Origin of the sequence: Flavobacterium flavipallidum, assembly GCF_038289905.1 — a bacterium.
Classification (GTDB): domain Bacteria; phylum Bacteroidota; class Bacteroidia; order Flavobacteriales; family Flavobacteriaceae; genus Flavobacterium; species Flavobacterium flavipallidum.
In genome coordinates, this window is the sequence record NZ_JBBYHU010000005.1 from 26,290 (window position 1) to 45,801 (window position 19,512).

Here is a 19,512-nt window from a genome sequence, read left to right on the forward strand (position 1 = left end):
TTTTATGAAAGCAATTGAGATTCCTGAAAACGAGTACTCGATATTCAATGCTACTTATATAAAAGCAGCTGGAGACGGAGATTTATATGAAGACTTAGAAATAAGTCTTCATGATTTTATTCGTTTTGTTCAGGATATTCCAATGGATAAATTTGATTATCGTTATGCTGAAGGCAAATGGACGATTAAAGAAATTATTCAGCACATCATTGATACTGAGCGTGTTTTTGCTTACAGAGCATTACGGATTTCCAGAAATGATAAAACCGCTTTACCGGGATTTGATGAAAATGCATTTGCTTTAAATACGGAAGCTAATAGTCGACATTTGCAAAGCTTATTGACTGAGTTGTCAATTGTTCGTCAAAGTACTTTGGCTCTTTTTAAAAGTTTTTCGGAAGAACAATTAAAAAGAATAGGAGTCGCTTCAAATAATGATATTTCAGTACGTGCGATTGGTTTTATTATTATTGGACATTTAAAGCATCATCAAAAAGTTTTTAAAGAAAGGTATTTGTAATATTATTGAAAACAAGAAGACCAAATTTCTAACTTGTTTTCAAATGACATTGTATTAGCAGGACTTGTAGAAGGCATTACGTAATAAGTAATGCCTTTTATTTGCCCGAAATTTTTAATAAAGTAGCGATGACTTTCTTTTCCGTTGAAGATGATTTTTTTGATATTAGGGTATTGCTTCAATTGGCTTTCAAAATCATTTGGTTTGTGATTTTTAATGTGAATATCTAAACTTCCTTTACGTTCGCAATTTTCCAAAACATCCCAGATTCCAATTTTATGTTTTTGTAATACTTTTATTTTTTCTTCGAAAACGTTAGCTACTGGTAATTGATTAAATAGCGTATAAATGATTTTCCAAAAAAGATTGCGCGGATGCGCATAATATTCCTGTTTTTTTAAAGAAGCAATTCCAGGCATAGTTCCTAAAATTAAAATTTCTGTATCTGAATTAACAAAAGGAGGAAAGGAATAAATCATAAAAACTTAGTTTATATTTTCTTCTTTTTCAATAATGGCTAAAGCCAGTCTGATTTTTTCGTAAGCCATTTTTTCTTCGAAATAATCAAAATAGGGTTTTAGAGCTGAAGGTTTTTCTAATTTAATTTGAGCTTTGGCAATTAAGTTAACTTCTTCTTTTGAAACAAATTGGTGTAAATCAATTGCAGCTCCGTCTGAATATAATTTAGCTAAATGTGACATAATGGTTCCAATGCCTAATTTTCTTTTTGAAGCAATTTCATCAATTGGTAAACCTTCCTGATACAAAGTTAAAGTTTCTTTATAAGTGCTGGATTCTTTTTTAGTTTTAATCTTTTTATCTTTTTGAAAAGCAATAATAGCTTTTATAAATGCGTTGCCATATTTTTCCAGTTTGGTTTTTCCAACACCATCAATTATTATAAATTCTTCTTCGCTCATTGGTCGATTAATTTCCATCTGGCGTAAAGTAGCATCGCTGAAAATAACATAAGCAGGTACTTCTTCTTCGGTTGCTATTTCGTAACGTAGTTTTCGTAAGGTTTCAAAAAGAGAATTATTGGCAACTTTTAGTTTATTGTTGCTTTTTTCGCTCTTTTGTTCTGTTGGTTTTTGAACTGTGGAGAGTTGTACTTTTTCACCTTCAAACAAAACTTTTTTTGCTAGTGGAGTAAGTCTAATTTTGTTTTGCTGATGAAAAGCAATTTCACAATAACCTAAATTGATTAATTGAATTATATATTGATTCCAGTCGTGCCAAGAAGTTTCGATACCTACACCATAAGTTTTTAAATTCTGGTACTCTTTTTCGTAAATATAAGCGTTTTTAGAACCTCTTAAAAAATCAACAATCACATGTAATGGTTCTGATTCATTAAGGCGGATAATGGCCGAAAGTGCTTTTTGAGCATGAATAGTTCCGTCAAAAAAAGCAGGAGGATTTTTGCAAACATCACAATTTCCGCAATTTTCGGTTACGATTTCACCAAAGTAGGAAAGCAATATTTTTCTACGACAACTTTGTGCATCGGCATATTGTTTCATTCGTTCCAGTTTGGCTAACTGGATTTCTGCATTTTGTCCTTGTGAAGCAAACTTTTGTAATTGGATCAAATCACCATAACTTTCGAATAAAATAGTTTCAGACGCTAAACCGTCACGACCTGCACGACCAATTTCCTGATAATAGCCTTCAATGTTTTTAGGCAAATTGTAATGAATTACCCAACGAACATTGGATTTATCAATTCCCATTCCGAATGCAATGGTTGCACATACCACCTGGCATTCATCATTTATAAAATCATCCTGAGTTTTAGAACGAAGTTCGGCATCTAAACCTGCATGATACGCTTTGGCTGCGATCCCAGCTTTCTGAAGTTTCTCAGCAAGTTCTTCGGTAGTTTTTCGGCTAAGACAATAAATAATACCCGAATCAGTAGGTTTTGAATCGATGAAATCAATAATTTGTTTTACTCGATCCAATGCAGGACGAACTTCCAAGCTTAGATTTTTTCGATCAAAAGAAGCGATGAAAACTGCCGGATTTTTTAAATTTAATTGATTGCTAATATCTTGACGTGTAGCTTTATCAGCAGTAGCAGTTAAAGCTAATATTGGAGTAGAAGGGAAGCGGTTTTTTAGATAACCTAAATTGGTATAAGAGGGTCTAAAGTCATGTCCCCATGATGAAATACAATGCGCTTCGTCAATTGCTATTAAACTTATCGTGAGTAAGCTAAAAATATTATCCAGATAGGATAAACTCTCCGGAGCAATGTAAATAAGTTTTACTGTATTATTTTTTAAATTATCAATATGTTTTTGTTGTTCTTCATCTGTTTGAGTACTATTGATGTAGCAGGCAGCAATTCCATTGGCTTTCAAGCTATCGACCTGATCTTTCATTAAAGCAATAAGCGGAGAAATTACAACCGTAATGCCTGGAAGCAATAAGGCTGGTAATTGAAAACAAATCGATTTTCCACCTCCGGTAGGCATGATTGCTAAACAATCCTGAGTATTTAATATGGTGTTGATGATTGCTTCTTGATTAGTTCTGAATTTTTCAAAACCAAAATTTTCTTTAAGTGTAGTGTGTAATATTGCAGAAGAGATCATTGTTGTGATTGGCTAAAAATTAAAAAGGAACTCTTTTTTTGAGTTCCTTTTTTGTGTTTTGTTTTATGAATTAATCTTCATCTTCGTCGTCGTCATCAGCGATGTCCTTGCTATCACCATCTTCATCATCCTCGTCATCAAGTTCAGGTTTGTCGCTATCATCATCGTCATCGTCGTCATCATTAATGTCGTCATCCAAATCTAAACCTTTGATAGGAGCGATTGGTTCGATTACATCATCGATATCATCATCTTCATCAAAGTTTTCAATTCTGTCAGCTAATTTAGTACTCACTTTTACTAAGTATATAGTGTCTTCAGTGCGAACTTCAACAGCTTCTACTAATTCGTTTTTAGCATTTTTAAAACGAATGATATCTTCGTCGTCATATCCATCAGGAAATTTTTCAACTAATAAGTTTAAAATTTCGTTTGTCAATTTAGCATACTCAACTATAACTCTTCTCATAAAAATGGTATTATAAATCTAATAAATAAGCAAAAATTAATGGTGCTACAATGGTAGCATCTGATTCAATAATAAACTTAGGAGTGTTGATGTCTAGTTTACCCCAAGTAATTTTTTCATTAGGAACAGCTCCTGAATAAGAACCGTAACTAGTTGTCGAATCGGAAATTTGACAGAAATAACTCCAGAACGGTACGTCATGCATCTCCATGTCTTGATACAACATTGGTACAACACAAATAGGGAAATCTCCTGCGATACCTCCACCTATTTGGAAGAATCCAATTCCGTTTTCACAATTTTTTGTATACCAATCAGCTAAGAAAGTCATGTATTCAATACCTGATTTCATAGTTGAAGCCTTCAATTCTCCTTTGATTACGTATGAAGCAAAAATGTTCCCCATTGTACTGTCTTCCCATCCAGGAACAATAATAGGTAAATTTTTCTCAGCAGCAGCATACATCCAGCTGTCTTTTAAGTCAATTTCGTAGTATTCTTCTAAAACACCTGAAAGTAACATTTTGTACATAAATTCATGAGGAAAATAACGTTCTCCTTTATCATCAGCATCCTTCCAGATTTTGTAGATATGTTTTTGTAATCTACGGAAAGCCTCGTGTTCAGGGATACAAGTATCTGTTACACGGTTTAATCCTCTTTCTAATAAATCCCACTCGTCTTGCGGAGTTAAATCACGATAATGAGGTACTCTTTCATAGTGAGAGTGAGCCACTAAGTTCATGATATCCTCTTCAAGGTTAGCACCTGTACAAGAAATAATTTGAACTTTATCCTGACGAATAACTTCGGCGAAAATTTTTCCAATTTCAGCTGTACTCATTGCACCTGCCATACTCACTAACATTTTAGATCCTTTGGCAAGTTGTTCTTCGTATGCTTTAGCGGCATCAACTAATGCTGCTGAATTGAAGTGTAAATAATGTTTTTCAATAAATTGACTGATAGGTCCTTTACTCATTTTATGGGATTTAAATGTTTAGTAAATTGTCGTATTTTGAATCTAAACCGGTTCAAATATAATGAAATTATAAATCTACTAAAGCTTGTATTTATTAATTATTTATTATTTGTAGCCTAAAATTTTTAATACTTCTTCAGAGGTTTGTTGCTCTGAAAAAACTTCTGTAGCCAGTATACCATTTTCGTCTCTGTCAATCAGAATATGTTTAGGTTGAGGGATTAAACAGTGGTGTAAACCTCCATATCCTCCGATAGTTTCCTGATATGCACCTGTATTAAAGAATCCAATATAAAGTGGCTTTTCTTTATTATATTTAGGTAAATAAATAGCATTCATATTTTGCTCCGAGTTATAGTAATCGTCGCTGTCGCAGGTTAATCCACCTAAAAGTACTCTTTCGTAAGTGTCGTTCCAGCGGTTTACAGCAAGCATAATAAAACGCTTATTGATAGCCCAAGTGTCAGGTAGAGTAGTGATGAATGAAGAATCAATCATGTTCCACTTTTCTCTGTCATTTTGTTGTTTTTGATAAAGAACCTGATAAATTGCCCCACCGCTTTCACCAACAGTAAAAGATCCAAATTCGGTAAAGATATGCGGAACATCTACTTCAGCCTCATCACAGGCAATTTTAATCTGATTGATAATTTCGTCAATCATGTATTGGTAATCATACTCAAAAGCCAAAGAATTTTTGATAGGGAAACCACCACCAATATTCAATCCGTCAAGAGTAGGGCATTCTTTTTTAAGAGCAATATATACTTTGATACATTTTACTAATTCGTTCCAATAATAAGCGGTATCGTTGATTCCGGTATTAATGAAAAAGTGAAGCATTTTTAATTCAAGATTTGTGTTTTCCTGAATTTGTTTTCTGTAAAAGTTAACAATGTTTTTGTAACCAATACCTAATCTTGAGGTATAAAACTCAAATTTAGGTTCTTCCTCGGCAGCAATACGAATTCCAATTTTGAACTTTCCTTTAATTTCTGCCTGAAGTAAATCTAACTCTTCGTAGTTATCAATAATCGGAATAGTGTTTTTATGTCCGTTATTGATTAATCGGGCAATATTAGTAACGTATTGGTCTCTTTTAAAACCATTACAAAGAATGTAAGTGCTTTTGTTTATTTTACCATTCTGCAAAAGATTCTCAACAATATTGATATCAAAAGCAGAAGATGTTTCTACGTGAATATTGTTTTTGAAAGCCTCATTCATAATGAACTCAAAGTGAGAGCTTTTAGTGCAATAGCAGTAGTAGTACTTTCCCTCATATTTGTTTTTCTCCATCGCGCGACGAAACCAGCTTTTGGCTTTGTTGATGTTGTTTGAAATTTGAGGTAAATATGTAAACTTTAATGGTGTTCCATATTTTTCAACCAACTTCATCAAATCGATGTTGTGAAATTGAAGGTTGTCTTTGTTTAATTTGAATTCTTCTTGAGGGAAGTAATAGGTTTGATTAATTAAGTCCGAATATTTAGTATTCATTTTGTTTAGGGATTTGTGTTTTTATTATAGTTTGACAAATTCAATTAGACTATAATTTAAACCCTAATATTTGCATAAATAATCTGTAGTTTTTCGTTTTCTAAGTTTAAAATCTGAAATACATCAAAGATAAAATGACTTAACACATAATTAGAACGTTTTAACATTCTTAAGAAAGAACGTTTGTCAACGTTTTGATTTGAGTTGTGATTTCTTTGTCTTTGATTTTTTTTCATTGCGACAAATGTAAAAAATAATATATAAGTGATGCAATCCTTTTTTTTAAAAAAAACACTTAAGATTTGTAATCTTCAAAGGCTTTAAGAATCAATTCATTCTCAACTTCTTGGTTGATTTTAATCTTTCCAATACCCTCAATTAAGGCAAACTGAATACTTCCGTATTCGTTTTTTTTGTCATGGATTAGCAATTCCATGATGGGTTCCATATCTTCTTCTTCAAAAATCACATCTTCATAGATTGATTTTAAAACACTTTTAATTTGGATGTATTCTTCTTGAGATATAAGTCCTTTTTTCCAAGAAATAAAACTTTCTAAAATCATTCCTACAGCAATTGCTTCTCCGTGAAGTAAGGTAGTTTTTGTTTCGCTTTCAAGAAAATATCCTTCAATCGCATGTCCTAAGGTATGACCAAAGTTCAGGGCTTTTCTAATATTCTTTTCAGTAGGATCTTGTTTTACTATTTCGTTTTTGATTTCAACCGATCTATAGATTAATTGATCAAGCGCGTCAAAATCAATTGTTGATATATCAAGAAATTCTTCCCAGTATTTTTTATCGTAAATCAAACCGTGTTTCAACATTTCGGCAAGACCGGAACGCATTTCATTTTGTGGTACAGTTTCTAAATATTGTGTATCTATAAGCACCATACTAGGTACATTGATTACTCCAATTTGATTTTTTAAATTTCCTAAATCAACTCCGTTTTTTCCACCAACAGAAGCATCTACCATAGAAAGTAAAGTAGTAGGAATGTGGATAAAATCAACACCACGTTTAAATGTTGATGCCACAAAACCACCTAAATCAGTTACAACACCACCACCTAAATTTAGAACCAAACTTTTTCTGTCTCCACCAAGTTCCGTAAGTACCTTCCAGATTTCAACACAGGTTTCAATGTTTTTATTTTCTTCACCCGCTTCAAATTCTATAATTTCAACATTTAAATCGGTTTCAATTTCCGGTAATAATTTTGGTAAACAAAACTCATTAGTGTTGCTATCTACGATAATAAAGATGTTTGAAAATTTATTATTACGAATATGTAGATTTAAAGCTTCTGTAGCATTTTCGTTAAAATAGATAGGATAATTATTGGCTTGGATTGTTTGCATTGTCATTAATTAATTTGAAATGCAAAATAAGGCATTTTCGATTAATTATTATTCATAACTCTGCTATATTTGTTCCAAATTTTGTAAAATAAATGAAAAAGATTTTTAAAAATACCGAAATAGCTTTTGCTTTAAAGAGCGATACCGAATTAGATAGAGCTTATTTTCTATTTAAGATGATTTCCAGTCAGCCTTTAGTTCGTATTGGAACCGCGGTGACTAACTTTGCTTTAAAAGTACATCTTCCTGTTGAAAAATTAATTCGTGCCAGCGTTTTTGATCATTTTTGCGGAGGTGTAAATGAAGAAGATTGTCTTTCAGTTGTTGATAAAATGTACACCAAAGGAGTATCTTCCGTTTTGGATTATTCCGTGGAAGGAAAAGAAGAGGAAGATCAGTTTGAAGCAGCATTGAAAATGACGCTAAAAACTATTGATTTTGCTAAGGAACGCAAAGCTATTCCATTTGCTGTATTTAAACCTACCGGAATCGGGAGAATAGATTTGTATGAAAAAGTAGGATCGAAAATTGCCTTAACAGCTGCTGAACAGGCTGAATGGAATAGAGTGGTGGAACGTTTCGATATAATCTGTATTGAAGCTCATAAAAAAGACGTAGCCTTATTGATTGATGCAGAGGAAAGCTGGATGCAGGATGCGGCCGACGATATCGTTGCCAATATGATGCGCAAATACAATAAAGAAAAAGCGATTGTTTTTAATACATTACAAATGTACCGTTGGGATCGTTTGGATTATCTGAAAAAATTACACGAAGAAGCTAAAACGGAAGGATTTCATATTGGGATGAAAATTGTTCGTGGTGCTTATATGGAAAAAGAAAATAATCGTGCGGCAGAAAGAGGGTATCCAACTCCAATTTGTCCTTCAAAAGAAACAACAGATATCAATTATGATGCAGCCATTGTGTATATGATGGAAAATATTGAGCAAATGGCCATTTTTGCAGGTACTCATAATGAAGAAAGCACCTATTATTTAATGCAGTTGATGGAGGAAAAAGGAATCCAAGCAACGGATTGTAGAGTTTGGTTTGGTCAATTGTATGGGATGAGTGATAATATCAGTTATAATTTGGCTTACAACGGATACAATGTGGCTAAATATTTGCCTTTTGGACCGGTAAAAGATGTAATGCCTTATTTAATCAGACGTGCTGAAGAAAATACTTCTGTTGCCGGACAAACCAGTCGCGAACTGAAGATGTTGAAAAAAGAACGTAAAAGAAGAAAAAACGGTTAATAAAACTGTTTACATAATAAAAAAAGCTGTCGGAACGATACGTTTTTCGACAGCTTTTTTGTTTATAGAAATTTAGCTTTTAATTCCGGAGTAGGAATCATACATTGTTCTTTTTTGCCGTACCATTTGTAGCGGTTTTTAGCAATGTAATCGTAAATGGAATCCCGAATTCCTATTGGAAATATTTTAAAAATCTGCAATAAAGTATAAATAGAATGAAATTCGGCAGCTATTTTTATGGCAGCATCCGATTTTAAATAATAAGCCTTTCCCGGTTCGTACAAAATAATACTATCCGTAGTTTTCTGGTCTATACCAATGTAATTACAAATTTCCTGACCTAATTCAGATTGTAAAGCCACAAATCGAAAAATATCCTTTTTGTCTCTTTCGATGATAAATTGTACCGCCGAATCACAAAGATTGCAAACGCCATCAAAGAGAATTATTTTTTTGTTTTTAGGTAGGTTTTGCATTTTGTGGTTATTGCGAGAAACGAAGCAATCTCATGAAGTTTATTGCTTTGATTTCATTATGTTAAATTATCTGATATAAATCTCCGATTTCGGATTAGTATCCAAGAAAATATTAATATTAGTAGTTTTTACTTTTATAATTTTTGTTTTAAAACCATTTAAATTGAAAACTAAAATATCATTTTCATAAGCAATTAACGAGTAGTTTCCATTCGAATCAGTTCTAAAAGATTCTTTGCTGTTTAAATTTGAAATATTAACATTAGAGATAGGTTTATTATCGGAATCATAAATCATTCCTGAAATTTTTTGCTTTTTTGAATTGTTGTTAAGAAGATCAAAAACTTCTTTAAATTTTTCAATTGTATTAATATTTTGATCTTTCAATGTGATTTTTATTACTCCATTTTTTCCTTTATCACCATAGATATTAAAATCTTTATCTTTTAAGACTTCAACTTCTTTAATATTATTTGGCTCAAAGAGATTTAAAATACTATTATCATGCCCCCAAATAAAATCATTGACAATTAATAAAGGATTTTCAGGTTTTTCATTTATAGCTTTGTAAAGTTCATGAGGGTTATCAGTATTTAGGCTTTCAGTAATGTTATTTGAATTTTGATTTTGCGCATAAATTGCAAAAGCATTTACAAAAAGAAGAATAAATACGAATGTGTTTGAATTTTTCATCAGTTAATTAATTAGTTTCGTAAATATAAGATGTTTCTTAAATAAAAATACCAATTACTAATAAAAAAGTGATTGTTTCGTGCCTAACAATGAACTTACTGAACATTATTTCTTCACCGCTTCCACCAAGTCTAATTCATCTAAACTCACCTTGGAAGTAAATAAACCATAATTTACAACAGCCTTATTTTTCTCAATCTTATCAATACTTCCCACGGCTTTTCCGTCCAACATTCGTACGCGGTCGCCTACTTTCAAAATCGGTTTTGGTTTTTCAACAACAGGTTTCAGTTTCTTTTCTTTCTTTTCCTTTCTGATTTCTTCAACCTGAACTTTTACTTCCTCGATAATTTCTTTTTTCTTAGCTACATTGGCCTTAGTTTCTTTTGGAGTTGCTTTTTTTCGTTTCGAATTTTCAATTTCTACAATTTTCAAAAATTCGCCAATCAGCTCTTTTTTATTTTTATTATTGAAATATTTTTCGGCCAAATCGTCTATTTTTTGACCAATATAAATCACTTTTTGGTTGCTGTCATACAATTCCTGATAGCTTTCCAGTTTTTGCTTGATTTTGCTATTGATGGATTCCATTTTTTTTCCTTCTTCCCGAGCCCTGATTTCTTCCTCTTTCAGATTTTGAGAAGTTTTTTCCAGTTTGGAACGTTCTTTTTGCAAATTAGCAATGGTTTTATCAAAACGCACTTTACCTACTTCAATTTTCTTTTTGGCCCGATTAATCAAACCAAAAGGAATTCCGTTTTTCTGTGCCACTTCAAATGTAAAGGAACTACCGGCTTGTCCCAGTACTAATTTATACATCGGTTCCAATGATTTTTCGTCAAAAAGCATATTGGCATTGGTTGCAAATGGTAATTCATTAGCCAGAATTTTTAAATTGGCATAATGAGTAGTGATAATCCCAAAAGCTTCCCGATGATAGAATTCTTCCAGAAAAATTTCTGCCAAAGCACCTCCTAATTCCGGATCAGAACCCGTACCAAATTCGTCAATTAAAAACATGGTTTTGCTATTACACTTTTTCAAAAAGTAGTTCATGTTTTTAAGGCGGTAACTATAAGTACTTAAGTGATTTTCAATAGATTGGTTATCTCCAATATCTGTTAAAATTCGATCAAACAAAAAGGTTTCTGAACGTTCATGAACCGGAATCAACATTCCGGATTGTAACATTAGTTGCAGTAAACCAACTGTTTTTAACGAAATAGTTTTTCCTCCCGCATTAGGTCCCGAAATCACAATGATTCGGTTTTCCTGATGCAATTCGATGGTTTGCGGATAGGTGATTTCCTTTTTTTGTTTGTTAGTCAAATATAAAATAGGATGATAAGCTTCTCTGAAATATAAACGACGTTCTTCGGTTATATTAGGAAGAATTCCGTTGATTTTGTTAGCATATTTTGCTTTGGCAGCAATAACGTCAATATCACTCAAAAAGTCCTCATATTCTTTTAGCAGCGGAACAAAAGTCCGAATTACATTGGATAATTGTTTTAAAATACGGGTGATTTCCTCTTTTTCCTCGTATTCTAAATTACTTAGTTCACGTGAGTATTTCAAAGTCATTTCAGGTTCAATATAAGCAATACTACCTGTTTTTGAACTTCCTAAGATGGTTCCGCGTACTTTTCGACGGTACATTGATAAAACAGCTAAAACACGACGGTTTTGCACAAAACTTTCTTTTATATCATCCAGATAACCCAAACCATTGTATTGTTGTAGCGCAACACCAAAACTTTGATTCACTTTTCCGCGAACCAAATTCATATTTCGGCGAATATCTGACAGAGCAGGAGAGGCGTTGTCTTTAATTTCGCCATATTTATCTACAACCACATCAATTTGAGTTACAATTTCCTTAGTAAATTCAACTCTGGACGCTCTGGCGTTGATATTTGGATAATAATCATCAAATTTTTTAAGAAATTGCAGCATCACATTAACTGTGGAAGAAAGTGTAGCAATTTTTCTAAAACTGCCTACTTCAAGAAAACTATCTTCAATAGACAGAAATTTGATTTCATGTGTGATGGCATCAAATCCGTGATTAGGAATCGCATTGTTATTTTGAAATGAAGAAACATATTCTGAAGTTTGTTTTAAAGCCTGCATCAAATCTTCCTTATCTCTGAATGGTGTGATTTTTAAAGCTTTTTCTTGACCAATTTCAGTATTACATATCTCTGAAATGGTTTCGAGAATGGTGGGAAACTGTAAATCTTGTAATGTTTTTTCGGTAATGGAAATCATTTTGTGTACTAAGTTGTAAAGGGTCAAAGTTACAAAGTTTAGTAGTTAAAATAGATGTAATTGTAGTGTAGTTTGCTAAAAACTTTACGAACTTTGTCTGAAAATTTTAAGAATGCAGCTCAACTTATCCTCAGAATGGCAAGTAATTTTGTCTGATGAAATACAAAAACCTTATTTTTCTGATTTGATGATGGAAGTGGAAAAGGAATATCAAGCCGGTATTTGTTTTCCGCCAAAAGAATTGATTTTTTCCGCTTTTAATTATTGTGATTTTTCAAATGTAAAAGTGGTTATCATCGGACAAGATCCTTATCATGGAGAAGGAGAGGCAAATGGTTTGTGTTTTTCGGTTAATGATGGTGTTAAAATTCCGCCTTCGTTGCGAAATATTTACCGAGAAATAAACGATGATTTGGATAATTTGATGATGCCTGCTTCGGGGAATTTAGAACATTGGGCTAAACAGGGAATCCTATTATTGAATGCTTCTCTTACAGTTCAAAAAGACAAACCCAATAGTCATAAACATTTGAAATGGAATCTTTTTACTGATGCTGTGATACAGAAAATTTCTGATGAAAAAGAAGGAGTTGTTTTTTTACTTTGGGGAGCTTTTGCACAAAAAAAAGGTAGCAAAATTGACCGCAACAAACATTTGGTTCTCGAATCCGGACATCCTTCACCTATGAGTGCTAATCAAGGGAAATGGTTTGGAAACAAGCATTTTTCGAAGACAAATACTTATTTAAAAGAAAAAAATAAATCAGTAATTGATTGGTTGTTTATTTAAGTGCTTCCCATTCTTCTTCGGTAGCTAATGATTTTTGATATTCCATTTCAACTAACCATTTTTCACCATGTTTTAGTAACAAAGCTTCAAAATGTATATACTGTTTTGTTGCTTTTTGAGTTGCTGTATTTGTAGATTCGAAACAAAATATTCCAGTTTCGTGGGCTGTTGTTGGACTGCCTATTCTTTGTGAAAAACGAAAGCTAACAGCATCTTTAGTTATTCCGTTTTTAGTATTTGAAAATCCAGGCTTCCAATGTTCTAACGCCACAGTCATTGGTTGTGAACGTTTATTGTTGCCAATAGATACCACCAAAACAGCATTTGGATTACATAAAACTTCGTATCCTTTAAAATCACCTTCCTTTACCGTTCTTGCTATTTCATTCCAATACGTTTTATTAATTTCAGCAATTCGAAGAGAATCCTGTCTGGTTTTATTTTGACTGATTCCTTTTATCGTGAATAAGAAAAAGAGCGTTACGAAGTAGGAGAAGTTGATTAAGTATTTCATGTTTGAGGAATATTCAAATTGGTATGTAAATCAAATTTAAGAATTTTAAAAATTAAATAAGCCATCTAAATTTCAATTAGAAACTTAAATGGCTCATTTTAAAATTATGATGTAACTAATCTATTTTTTAATAATATTCTCTAAAGTGGCTTTATTAGCTTCGTTTTTAACAGTGATGATGATTTCGGTATTGTTTTTAGTTTGTCCTTCGATCACATATAATTTAGTATTTTTCCCAAATTCAGTATCACTTTTATCAAAGTCAACATCACCAAATTTTAATGTGTTTCTGATATCGGCTGTATCAACCCACTTTTCATTTAAAACCTGAGTAGCTCTGGCAGAGTATTCAAAAGGTTTATTGCTAATATCATTCAAAACGCGGGCATTTGGGAAATAGTTGCAACGGGTATCTTTTCCACTAAAAACAAGGGCTACGAAGAAGCAACCTATTACTAAACCTACTAAATAGTAAGCAAAACGTTGTACAAATTTCATGAATTTAATTTTTGGGTAAAGGTAATTGAAAGTTTACTTAAAAAACAATTAAATTAATATCGTTATTAGGTAAATCAAACCATTCTCCAATGGCTCTGTTGGTTAGGATTCCGTGGTAAGTATAAACCCCGTTTTTTAAGCCTTTATCACAGCGAATAGCACTTTCTAAGCCCCCATCTTCGGCAATTTTTAATAAATAGGGAGTGATAATGTTACTAATTGATAAAGAAGCGGTCTTAGAATAGCGGGAAGGAATATTGGGAACGCAATAATGAAGAATATTGCTCTTTATGAAAGTTGGTTTTTCGTGTGTAGTAACTTCGGATGTTTCAAAACAACCTCCCATATCGATACTGACATCAACAATTACAGCACCTTTTTTCATGTGTTCTACCATTGTTTCTGTGACAACAATTGGACAACGTTCTAATCCGCGAATGGCTCCTATGGCTACATCACAACGTCTTAAGGCCTTCATCAAAGCTTTTGGTTGGATAGTTGAAGTAAAAATACGTTCGTTTAAACTATTTTGAAGTCGTCTTAATTTGGTAATCGAATTATCAAAAACTTTTACATTAGCACCTAATCCAATAGCTGCTCTTGCCGCAAATTCTCCAGCAGTTCCGGCACCTAAAATTACGACTTCAGTAGGAGGGACACCAGTAATATTTCCAAAAAGTAGTCCTCTTCCATGAGCATTAGCAATCATTAATTCGGAGGCAATTAAAATAGAAGCGGTTCCTGCAATTTCGCTAAGTGATTTTACAACCGGATAAGTGTCGTCAACATCTTTAAGGTATTCAAAAGCCAAAGCCGTAATTTTTTTCTTTGTTAAAGCTTCAAAATATTCTTTTTTCTTAGTTTTTAATTGAATTGCCGAAAGTAGAATCGTTTGATTATTCATCATATTGATTTCAGCAATTGTAGGTGGTTCGACTTTTAAAATCATCGGACAACCAAATACTTTTTGGGTATCTTTTGTAACTTCTGCACCGGCTTCAGAGTATTCTTTATCAGAATAACTGGCACTTTCTCCTGCTCCTGATTCAATCATTACGCGATGTCCATGACATACTAACGAACTTACCGCATCAGGTGTTAAACAGATACGACGTTCCTGATAGCTGGTCTCTTTTGGAATACCAATAAATAGTTCACCTTTTTTTTTGGCTACTTCCAGCTTCTCTTCTTGAGGTAACAACTGTTGTTTTGTAAATGGAGTTATTGATATTGACATCGTTTTTGGTACAATTAAAAAAGTAAAATTACATAAAAAGATTAAAAAAATAAGTTTTATAGTATGATAAAAACGTAAACGAATTCATTAATTAACATAAAGTTAGATTTTTAATAGTTTTGTTGTTTTCTCTTAAGAAGTATTTTCGGAAAAACACAAAAAATCAATTTAAAATACTGATATTCAGTAGTTAAAATTATTTTATTTTGGTTAAATTATTTTAGTTTTAAAAGCCTTTTTCCATCCGGAAGGGCTTCTATATTTATGACGGAATGATTATCGGGAATAAGATTAGCTATGTTTTCGGCCCATTCGATAAAACACCAATTTCCGGAATACAAATAATCATCCACTCCCATGTCAAGCGCTTCTGTTTCTTTTTTAAGGCGATAAAAATCAAAATGATAAATGATTTGATTATTTGCTGCTTCGTATTCGTTAACTAAAGAAAAAGTTGGACTACTGGTTGCTTCATTTACACCCAATGTTTTGCACAATTGTTTGATAAAAGTAGTTTTTCCAGCTCCCATTTCTCCATTAAAAAGGATGACTTTATTGGGTTTAGCCGCTACAATCAATTCGGCAACATTGCTTATTTCGTTTAATGAAAAAGTGATTTCCATGTTTTTAGTTTATTAGTCCTTATTCCTTAGTTCTTAGTCCTTCATTTTTGTTTACTAAACTAAGGACTAAGGACTAAATTCCTATTTTGGATTAAATATCAAGCAAGGAACAATCATTTCTTCTAATGAAATACCGCCATGCTGATAGGTATTTTTATAATAACTCACATAATGATTGTAGTTATTGACATAGGCCAAAAACAAATCATTTTTTGCAAAAATAAAAGAACTGCTCATATTTATTGCCGGTAAGCCAATTTTTTTTGGGTCTTTTATGGCATAAACATCCTTGCTTTCATAAGTTAAACTTCGGCCGGTTTTGTAGCGTAAATTCAAGCTGGTATTTTTATCACCAACCACTTTTGAAGGATTTTTTACGTTGATAGTTCCGTGATCGGTGGTTAGGATTAATTTGAAACCTAGTTTTTGTGCCTGTTGGATAATTTCCAGTAAAGGAGAATTTTTAAACCAACTTAATGTCAGTGAACGATAGGCTTTATCATCTGGAGCGAGTTCTTTTACGACATCCATTTCGGTTTTAGCGTGCGAAAGCATATCGACAAAATTGTAAACAACTGCAACTAAATCATTATCTTTTAGTGTTTTAAAGTTGTCTAAAAGTTTTTTTCCTGAAGCTATATTGGTAATCTTAAAATAGTCCGATTTGATATTCAAATTTAAACGCTTTAATTGTGCCGCCAAAAATTCGGCCTCAAATAAATTTTTTCCGCCTTCATCGGGATCATTTTTCCACAAATCCGGATGTTTTTTTTCCATATCAACCGGCAATAAACCAGAGAAAATAGCATTTCGGGCATATTGAGTAGCTGTAGGTAAAATGGAATAATAAGGAACTTCTTTTTCCAGTTTATAATAATCAGCTACTACATTTTCGAAGGCTTTCCATTGATCGTATCTTAAATTATCGATAACCACAAATAACACCGGTCTTTCTTTCTTTTTCAATTCGGGAACAACCAATTCCTTGAATAAAGTATGCGATTGAATAGGAGTATCGGCTTTAGGTAAAAACCAGTCTTCGTAATTGCGTTCGATGAATTTTCCAAACTGCGAATTGGCTTCTACTTTTTGCGATTCCAAGATTTCAATCATGGCTTGATCGTTGATATCTTCGAGTTGTAATTCCCAGAATAATAGTTTTTTATACAATTCTATCCAGTCTTCATAACTATTCACCATGCCCATTTCCATGGCGATTTTTCGAAATTCCTTTTGGTAATCCAAAGTGGTTTTTTGCGAAATCAGTTTCGAATTATCCAGATTCTTTTTTAAACTCAGCAAAATCTGATTCGGATTTACGGGTTTAATCAGGTAATCGGCAATTTTAGCGCCAATGGCTTCCTCCATGATGTATTCTTCTTCGCTTTTGGTAATCATAATCATCGGAATAGCGCTTTTTTTCTCTTTCATCTCCGAAAGGGTTTCCAGTCCGCTCATTCCGGGCATGTTTTCGTCAAGGAAAACAATGTCAAAGTTTTCGTTATCAAATATCTCGATGGCATCAAGACCATTGTTGCAAGTAGTGACTTCGTAATTTTTTTTCTCTAAAAAAAGGATGTGCGGTTTTAGATAATCGATCTCATCATCCACCCAAAGTATTTTTATTTTGTCCATATTGTGTAAAAATATTTTATCGTTCTTAATTGTCATTCCGAAGAATGAGGAATCTCATGAAGTACTGCTTAAAAAGTATAGAATACGATTTAAAACAGTTTATGTATAAACGCAAATAGTGCTGCATCATTGTGCAAAATACAGATTTTATGCGCTCTAAATTCCTAATATTATTATAAAATTTCTTTCTTTAGTCTTAGAGAAGAAAGAAAAAAGATGTAAGAAAATAGAACAGAGACTAACAACTATTACTTTAAAGTTGTTGATAACTTAGGATTTTCGTTGTGATGAATTATCTTATATTTGAATTTATTATTAATGGAAAATAAAAATGATAAAAATTTGGCTTAGTAACATCGAATTCAATGACAATAGTAAAGTTTCTCTTAATGAAAATGATATTGTTGTCATAGTTGGCCCAAATAATGCGGGAAAAAGTGCTACTTTAAAAGAAACTTCTTCAATGATTCGCAATAAAACGAAAAGAGGAAAAATTGTCTCTGATATTACAATTAATAATAGTGGTACTGAAGAAGATCTTGTTACTTATGTAAATAATTTTTCTCAAGAAATTTATACAGGCAGTCGTCAACCAGATTTACAAGGTTTCAATTTTAGAATTAATCAAGCTAATCTACCTCATTATTGGAATAATATGAATGATGGGATTGACCAATTAGCAAACATTTTTGTAAATATATTGTCAACAGAACAAAGACTAATTGCAGCAAACCCTCCACAGAGTATAAAAATAACAACAAATCCTCCTCAGCATCCTATTCATTTTCTCCAAAAAAATGATAAATTGGAATTACAATTTAGCGAATATTTTAAACAAGCATTTGGAACAGATTTAATTGTTCATAGAAATGCTGGTAATGAAGTTCCATTATATGTTGGAAAAAAACCAAAACCGAAAAAAGGTGAAGATAGAATTTCTGAAGGATATTTAAGAGAATTAGAAAAATTAGATTTACTACAACTTCAAGGAGATGGTATGAGAAGTTTTGTAGGATTTTTATTAAATGCATTCATATCACATCATAAAATGCTTTTTATTGATGAACCTGAAGCATTTTTACATCCACCACAAGCAAGATTATTAGGGAAAATGCTGGCAAAAGATTTGCCTTCCGAGAGACAGTTATTCCTAACTACACATAGTGAAGATTTTCTCAAAGGTTTATTAGATTCCAATGTTCAAAACTTAAAAATAATAAGAATTCAACGTAAAGATTCGATAAATGAAGTTAGCGTTTTAAACAGTTTAGATATAAACGAAATATGGGCTGATTCTTTATTGCGACATTCAAATGTTTTAAGTGGTTTATTTCATTCAAAAGTTATTATTTGTGAAAGTGATTCTGATTGTAGATTTTTTTCTGCAATATTGTCATCTTTATACGATGATTTAGGGCAAATTGCACCTGATGTATTATTTATTCACTGTGGTGGTAAACACAGGGTTCCAGTAGTTATTAAAGCATTAAAAAAACTGAATGTTCCTATGTCAATAGTAACAGATTTTGATGTTTTAAATAATATCAATCCTATAAAATCTATTTATGAGAGTCTTGGAGGAACTTGGAGTGAAGTGGAAAAAGACTGGAATCTTGTAAAGGCTGAAATAGAAAGTAAAAGACCTGAATTTTTAACAGAGGATTTAAAAGATGAAATAAAAGAAGTTTTTGATTCAACTTCTGAAAGAATTTTTCCAAAAGAAAAAATATCTGAAATTAATAGAGCTCTTAAAAAAGCTTCACCTTGGACAGAAGCAAAACAAGTAGGTAAAGCATATATTCCAAGTGGAAATGCTACCAAAGCATTCGAAAGATTGCAAATAAATTTTAAAGAAAAAGGCTTTTATATTCTTGAAGTAGGAGAGTTAGAATGTTTTGATAAAACAATAGGTAATCATGGACCAAAATGGGTTAATGATGTATTAAGTAAAGATTTGAAAAATGATTTGGAATTAGAAATAGCCAGAAATTTTGTAAAAGAGATTATTTAAAAACATTTTTTATGAAACCAAGAATAACTGTATTTTCGGAAAAAAAGTTGGTAGGTTTTAAGCAAAAC

General features: G+C 32.2%; 18 protein-coding genes. 4 read left to right on the forward strand and 14 right to left on the reverse strand.

Annotation, left to right across the window (positions count from 1 at the left end; translation table 11 throughout):
- Positions 1 to 4 precede the first annotated feature (4 nt).
- On the forward strand, positions 5 to 520 hold the full coding sequence (locus AAEO59_RS04000) for a DinB family protein (protein ID WP_341699451.1): 516 nt from the start codon (positions 5 to 7) through the stop codon (positions 518 to 520).
- Positions 521 to 522: 2 nt separating this feature from the next.
- Here the strand turns inward: AAEO59_RS04000 and AAEO59_RS04005 are convergent, their stop codons facing one another.
- The 6 genes from AAEO59_RS04005 to aroB all read right to left on the reverse strand — a co-directional run bounded on the left by AAEO59_RS04005 (position 523) and on the right by aroB (position 7,434).
- Positions 523 to 999, reverse strand: a complete 477-nt coding sequence (locus AAEO59_RS04005) for a DNA-deoxyinosine glycosylase (protein WP_341699452.1) — start codon at positions 997 to 999, stop codon at positions 523 to 525.
- A 6-nt stretch (positions 1,000 to 1,005) separates the two neighbouring features.
- Positions 1,006 to 3,120 carry a DNA helicase RecQ gene (recQ, locus tag AAEO59_RS04010; protein ID WP_341699453.1) on the reverse strand — a complete coding sequence of 705 codons (2,115 nt, stop codon included), beginning with the start codon at positions 3,118 to 3,120 and terminating at the stop codon, positions 1,006 to 1,008.
- A gap of 70 nt (positions 3,121 to 3,190) precedes the next feature.
- Positions 3,191 to 3,589: a DNA primase gene (locus AAEO59_RS04015; RefSeq protein WP_341699454.1), complete on the reverse strand. Its 399-nt coding sequence runs from the start codon at positions 3,587 to 3,589 to the stop codon at positions 3,191 to 3,193.
- Positions 3,590 to 3,599: 10 nt separating this feature from the next.
- On the reverse strand, positions 3,600 to 4,571 hold the full coding sequence (locus AAEO59_RS04020; RefSeq protein WP_341699455.1) for a deoxyhypusine synthase family protein: 972 nt from the start codon (positions 4,569 to 4,571) through the stop codon (positions 3,600 to 3,602).
- 105 nt (positions 4,572 to 4,676) lie between these two features.
- Positions 4,677 to 6,071, reverse strand: a complete 1,395-nt coding sequence (locus AAEO59_RS04025) for a type III PLP-dependent enzyme domain-containing protein (protein WP_341699456.1) — start codon at positions 6,069 to 6,071, stop codon at positions 4,677 to 4,679.
- Between the two features lie 295 nt (positions 6,072 to 6,366).
- Positions 6,367 to 7,434 carry a 3-dehydroquinate synthase gene (gene aroB / locus AAEO59_RS04030; protein WP_341699457.1) on the reverse strand — a complete coding sequence of 356 codons (1,068 nt, stop codon included), beginning with the start codon at positions 7,432 to 7,434 and terminating at the stop codon, positions 6,367 to 6,369.
- Positions 7,435 to 7,526: 92 nt separating this feature from the next.
- On the opposite strand from aroB, the gene AAEO59_RS04035 reads away from it, so the two are divergent.
- Complete coding sequence (locus AAEO59_RS04035; RefSeq protein WP_341699458.1) at positions 7,527 to 8,696, forward strand: proline dehydrogenase family protein; 1,170 nt, start codon at positions 7,527 to 7,529, stop codon at positions 8,694 to 8,696.
- Between the two features lie 62 nt (positions 8,697 to 8,758).
- Here AAEO59_RS04035 and AAEO59_RS04040 read toward each other — a convergent pair whose 3' ends face one another.
- From AAEO59_RS04040 to AAEO59_RS04050, 3 genes are all read right to left on the reverse strand, one after another.
- Positions 8,759 to 9,172, reverse strand: coding sequence for a thiol-disulfide oxidoreductase DCC family protein (locus tag AAEO59_RS04040; protein WP_407934916.1), 414 nt, complete (start codon positions 9,170 to 9,172; stop codon positions 8,759 to 8,761).
- A 66-nt stretch (positions 9,173 to 9,238) separates the two neighbouring features.
- Entirely contained in the window at positions 9,239 to 9,865 is a 627-nt protein-coding gene (locus AAEO59_RS04045) for a carboxypeptidase-like regulatory domain-containing protein (protein WP_341699459.1), read from the reverse strand.
- 105 nt (positions 9,866 to 9,970) lie between these two features.
- Positions 9,971 to 12,136, reverse strand: coding sequence for an endonuclease MutS2 (locus AAEO59_RS04050; RefSeq protein WP_341699460.1), 2,166 nt, complete (start codon positions 12,134 to 12,136; stop codon positions 9,971 to 9,973).
- 112 nt (positions 12,137 to 12,248) lie between these two features.
- Here AAEO59_RS04050 and ung point away from each other — a divergent pair, with 112 nt between their 5' ends.
- Positions 12,249 to 12,926 carry a uracil-DNA glycosylase gene (gene ung, locus AAEO59_RS04055; RefSeq protein WP_341699461.1) on the forward strand — a complete coding sequence of 226 codons (678 nt, stop codon included), beginning with the start codon at positions 12,249 to 12,251 and terminating at the stop codon, positions 12,924 to 12,926.
- On the opposite strand, the gene AAEO59_RS04060 is transcribed toward ung, so the two are convergent.
- From AAEO59_RS04060 to porX, 5 genes are all read right to left on the reverse strand, one after another.
- On the reverse strand, positions 12,919 to 13,440 hold the full coding sequence (locus tag AAEO59_RS04060) for a hypothetical protein (RefSeq protein ID WP_341699462.1): 522 nt from the start codon (positions 13,438 to 13,440) through the stop codon (positions 12,919 to 12,921). The genes ung and AAEO59_RS04060 overlap by 8 nt on opposite strands.
- A 120-nt stretch (positions 13,441 to 13,560) precedes the next feature.
- Positions 13,561 to 13,938: a DUF4258 domain-containing protein gene (locus AAEO59_RS04065; RefSeq protein WP_341699463.1), complete on the reverse strand. Its 378-nt coding sequence runs from the start codon at positions 13,936 to 13,938 to the stop codon at positions 13,561 to 13,563.
- Between the two features lie 37 nt (positions 13,939 to 13,975).
- On the reverse strand, positions 13,976 to 15,175 hold the full coding sequence (locus AAEO59_RS04070) for an alanine dehydrogenase (protein ID WP_341699464.1): 1,200 nt from the start codon (positions 15,173 to 15,175) through the stop codon (positions 13,976 to 13,978).
- Positions 15,176 to 15,390: 215 nt separating this feature from the next.
- Entirely contained in the window at positions 15,391 to 15,798 is a 408-nt protein-coding gene (gene tsaE / locus AAEO59_RS04075) for a tRNA (adenosine(37)-N6)-threonylcarbamoyltransferase complex ATPase subunit type 1 TsaE (protein WP_341699465.1), read from the reverse strand.
- Between the two features lie 81 nt (positions 15,799 to 15,879).
- On the reverse strand, positions 15,880 to 17,433 hold the full coding sequence (porX, locus tag AAEO59_RS04080) for a T9SS response regulator signal transducer PorX (protein WP_341699466.1): 1,554 nt from the start codon (positions 17,431 to 17,433) through the stop codon (positions 15,880 to 15,882).
- A gap of 331 nt (positions 17,434 to 17,764) precedes the next feature.
- On the opposite strand from porX, the gene AAEO59_RS04085 reads away from it, so the two are divergent.
- A complete protein-coding gene (locus AAEO59_RS04085; protein ID WP_341699467.1) occupies positions 17,765 to 19,444 on the forward strand; it encodes an ATP-dependent nuclease in 1,680 nt (559 codons plus the stop codon).
- Positions 19,445 to 19,512: the final 68 nt, after the last annotated feature.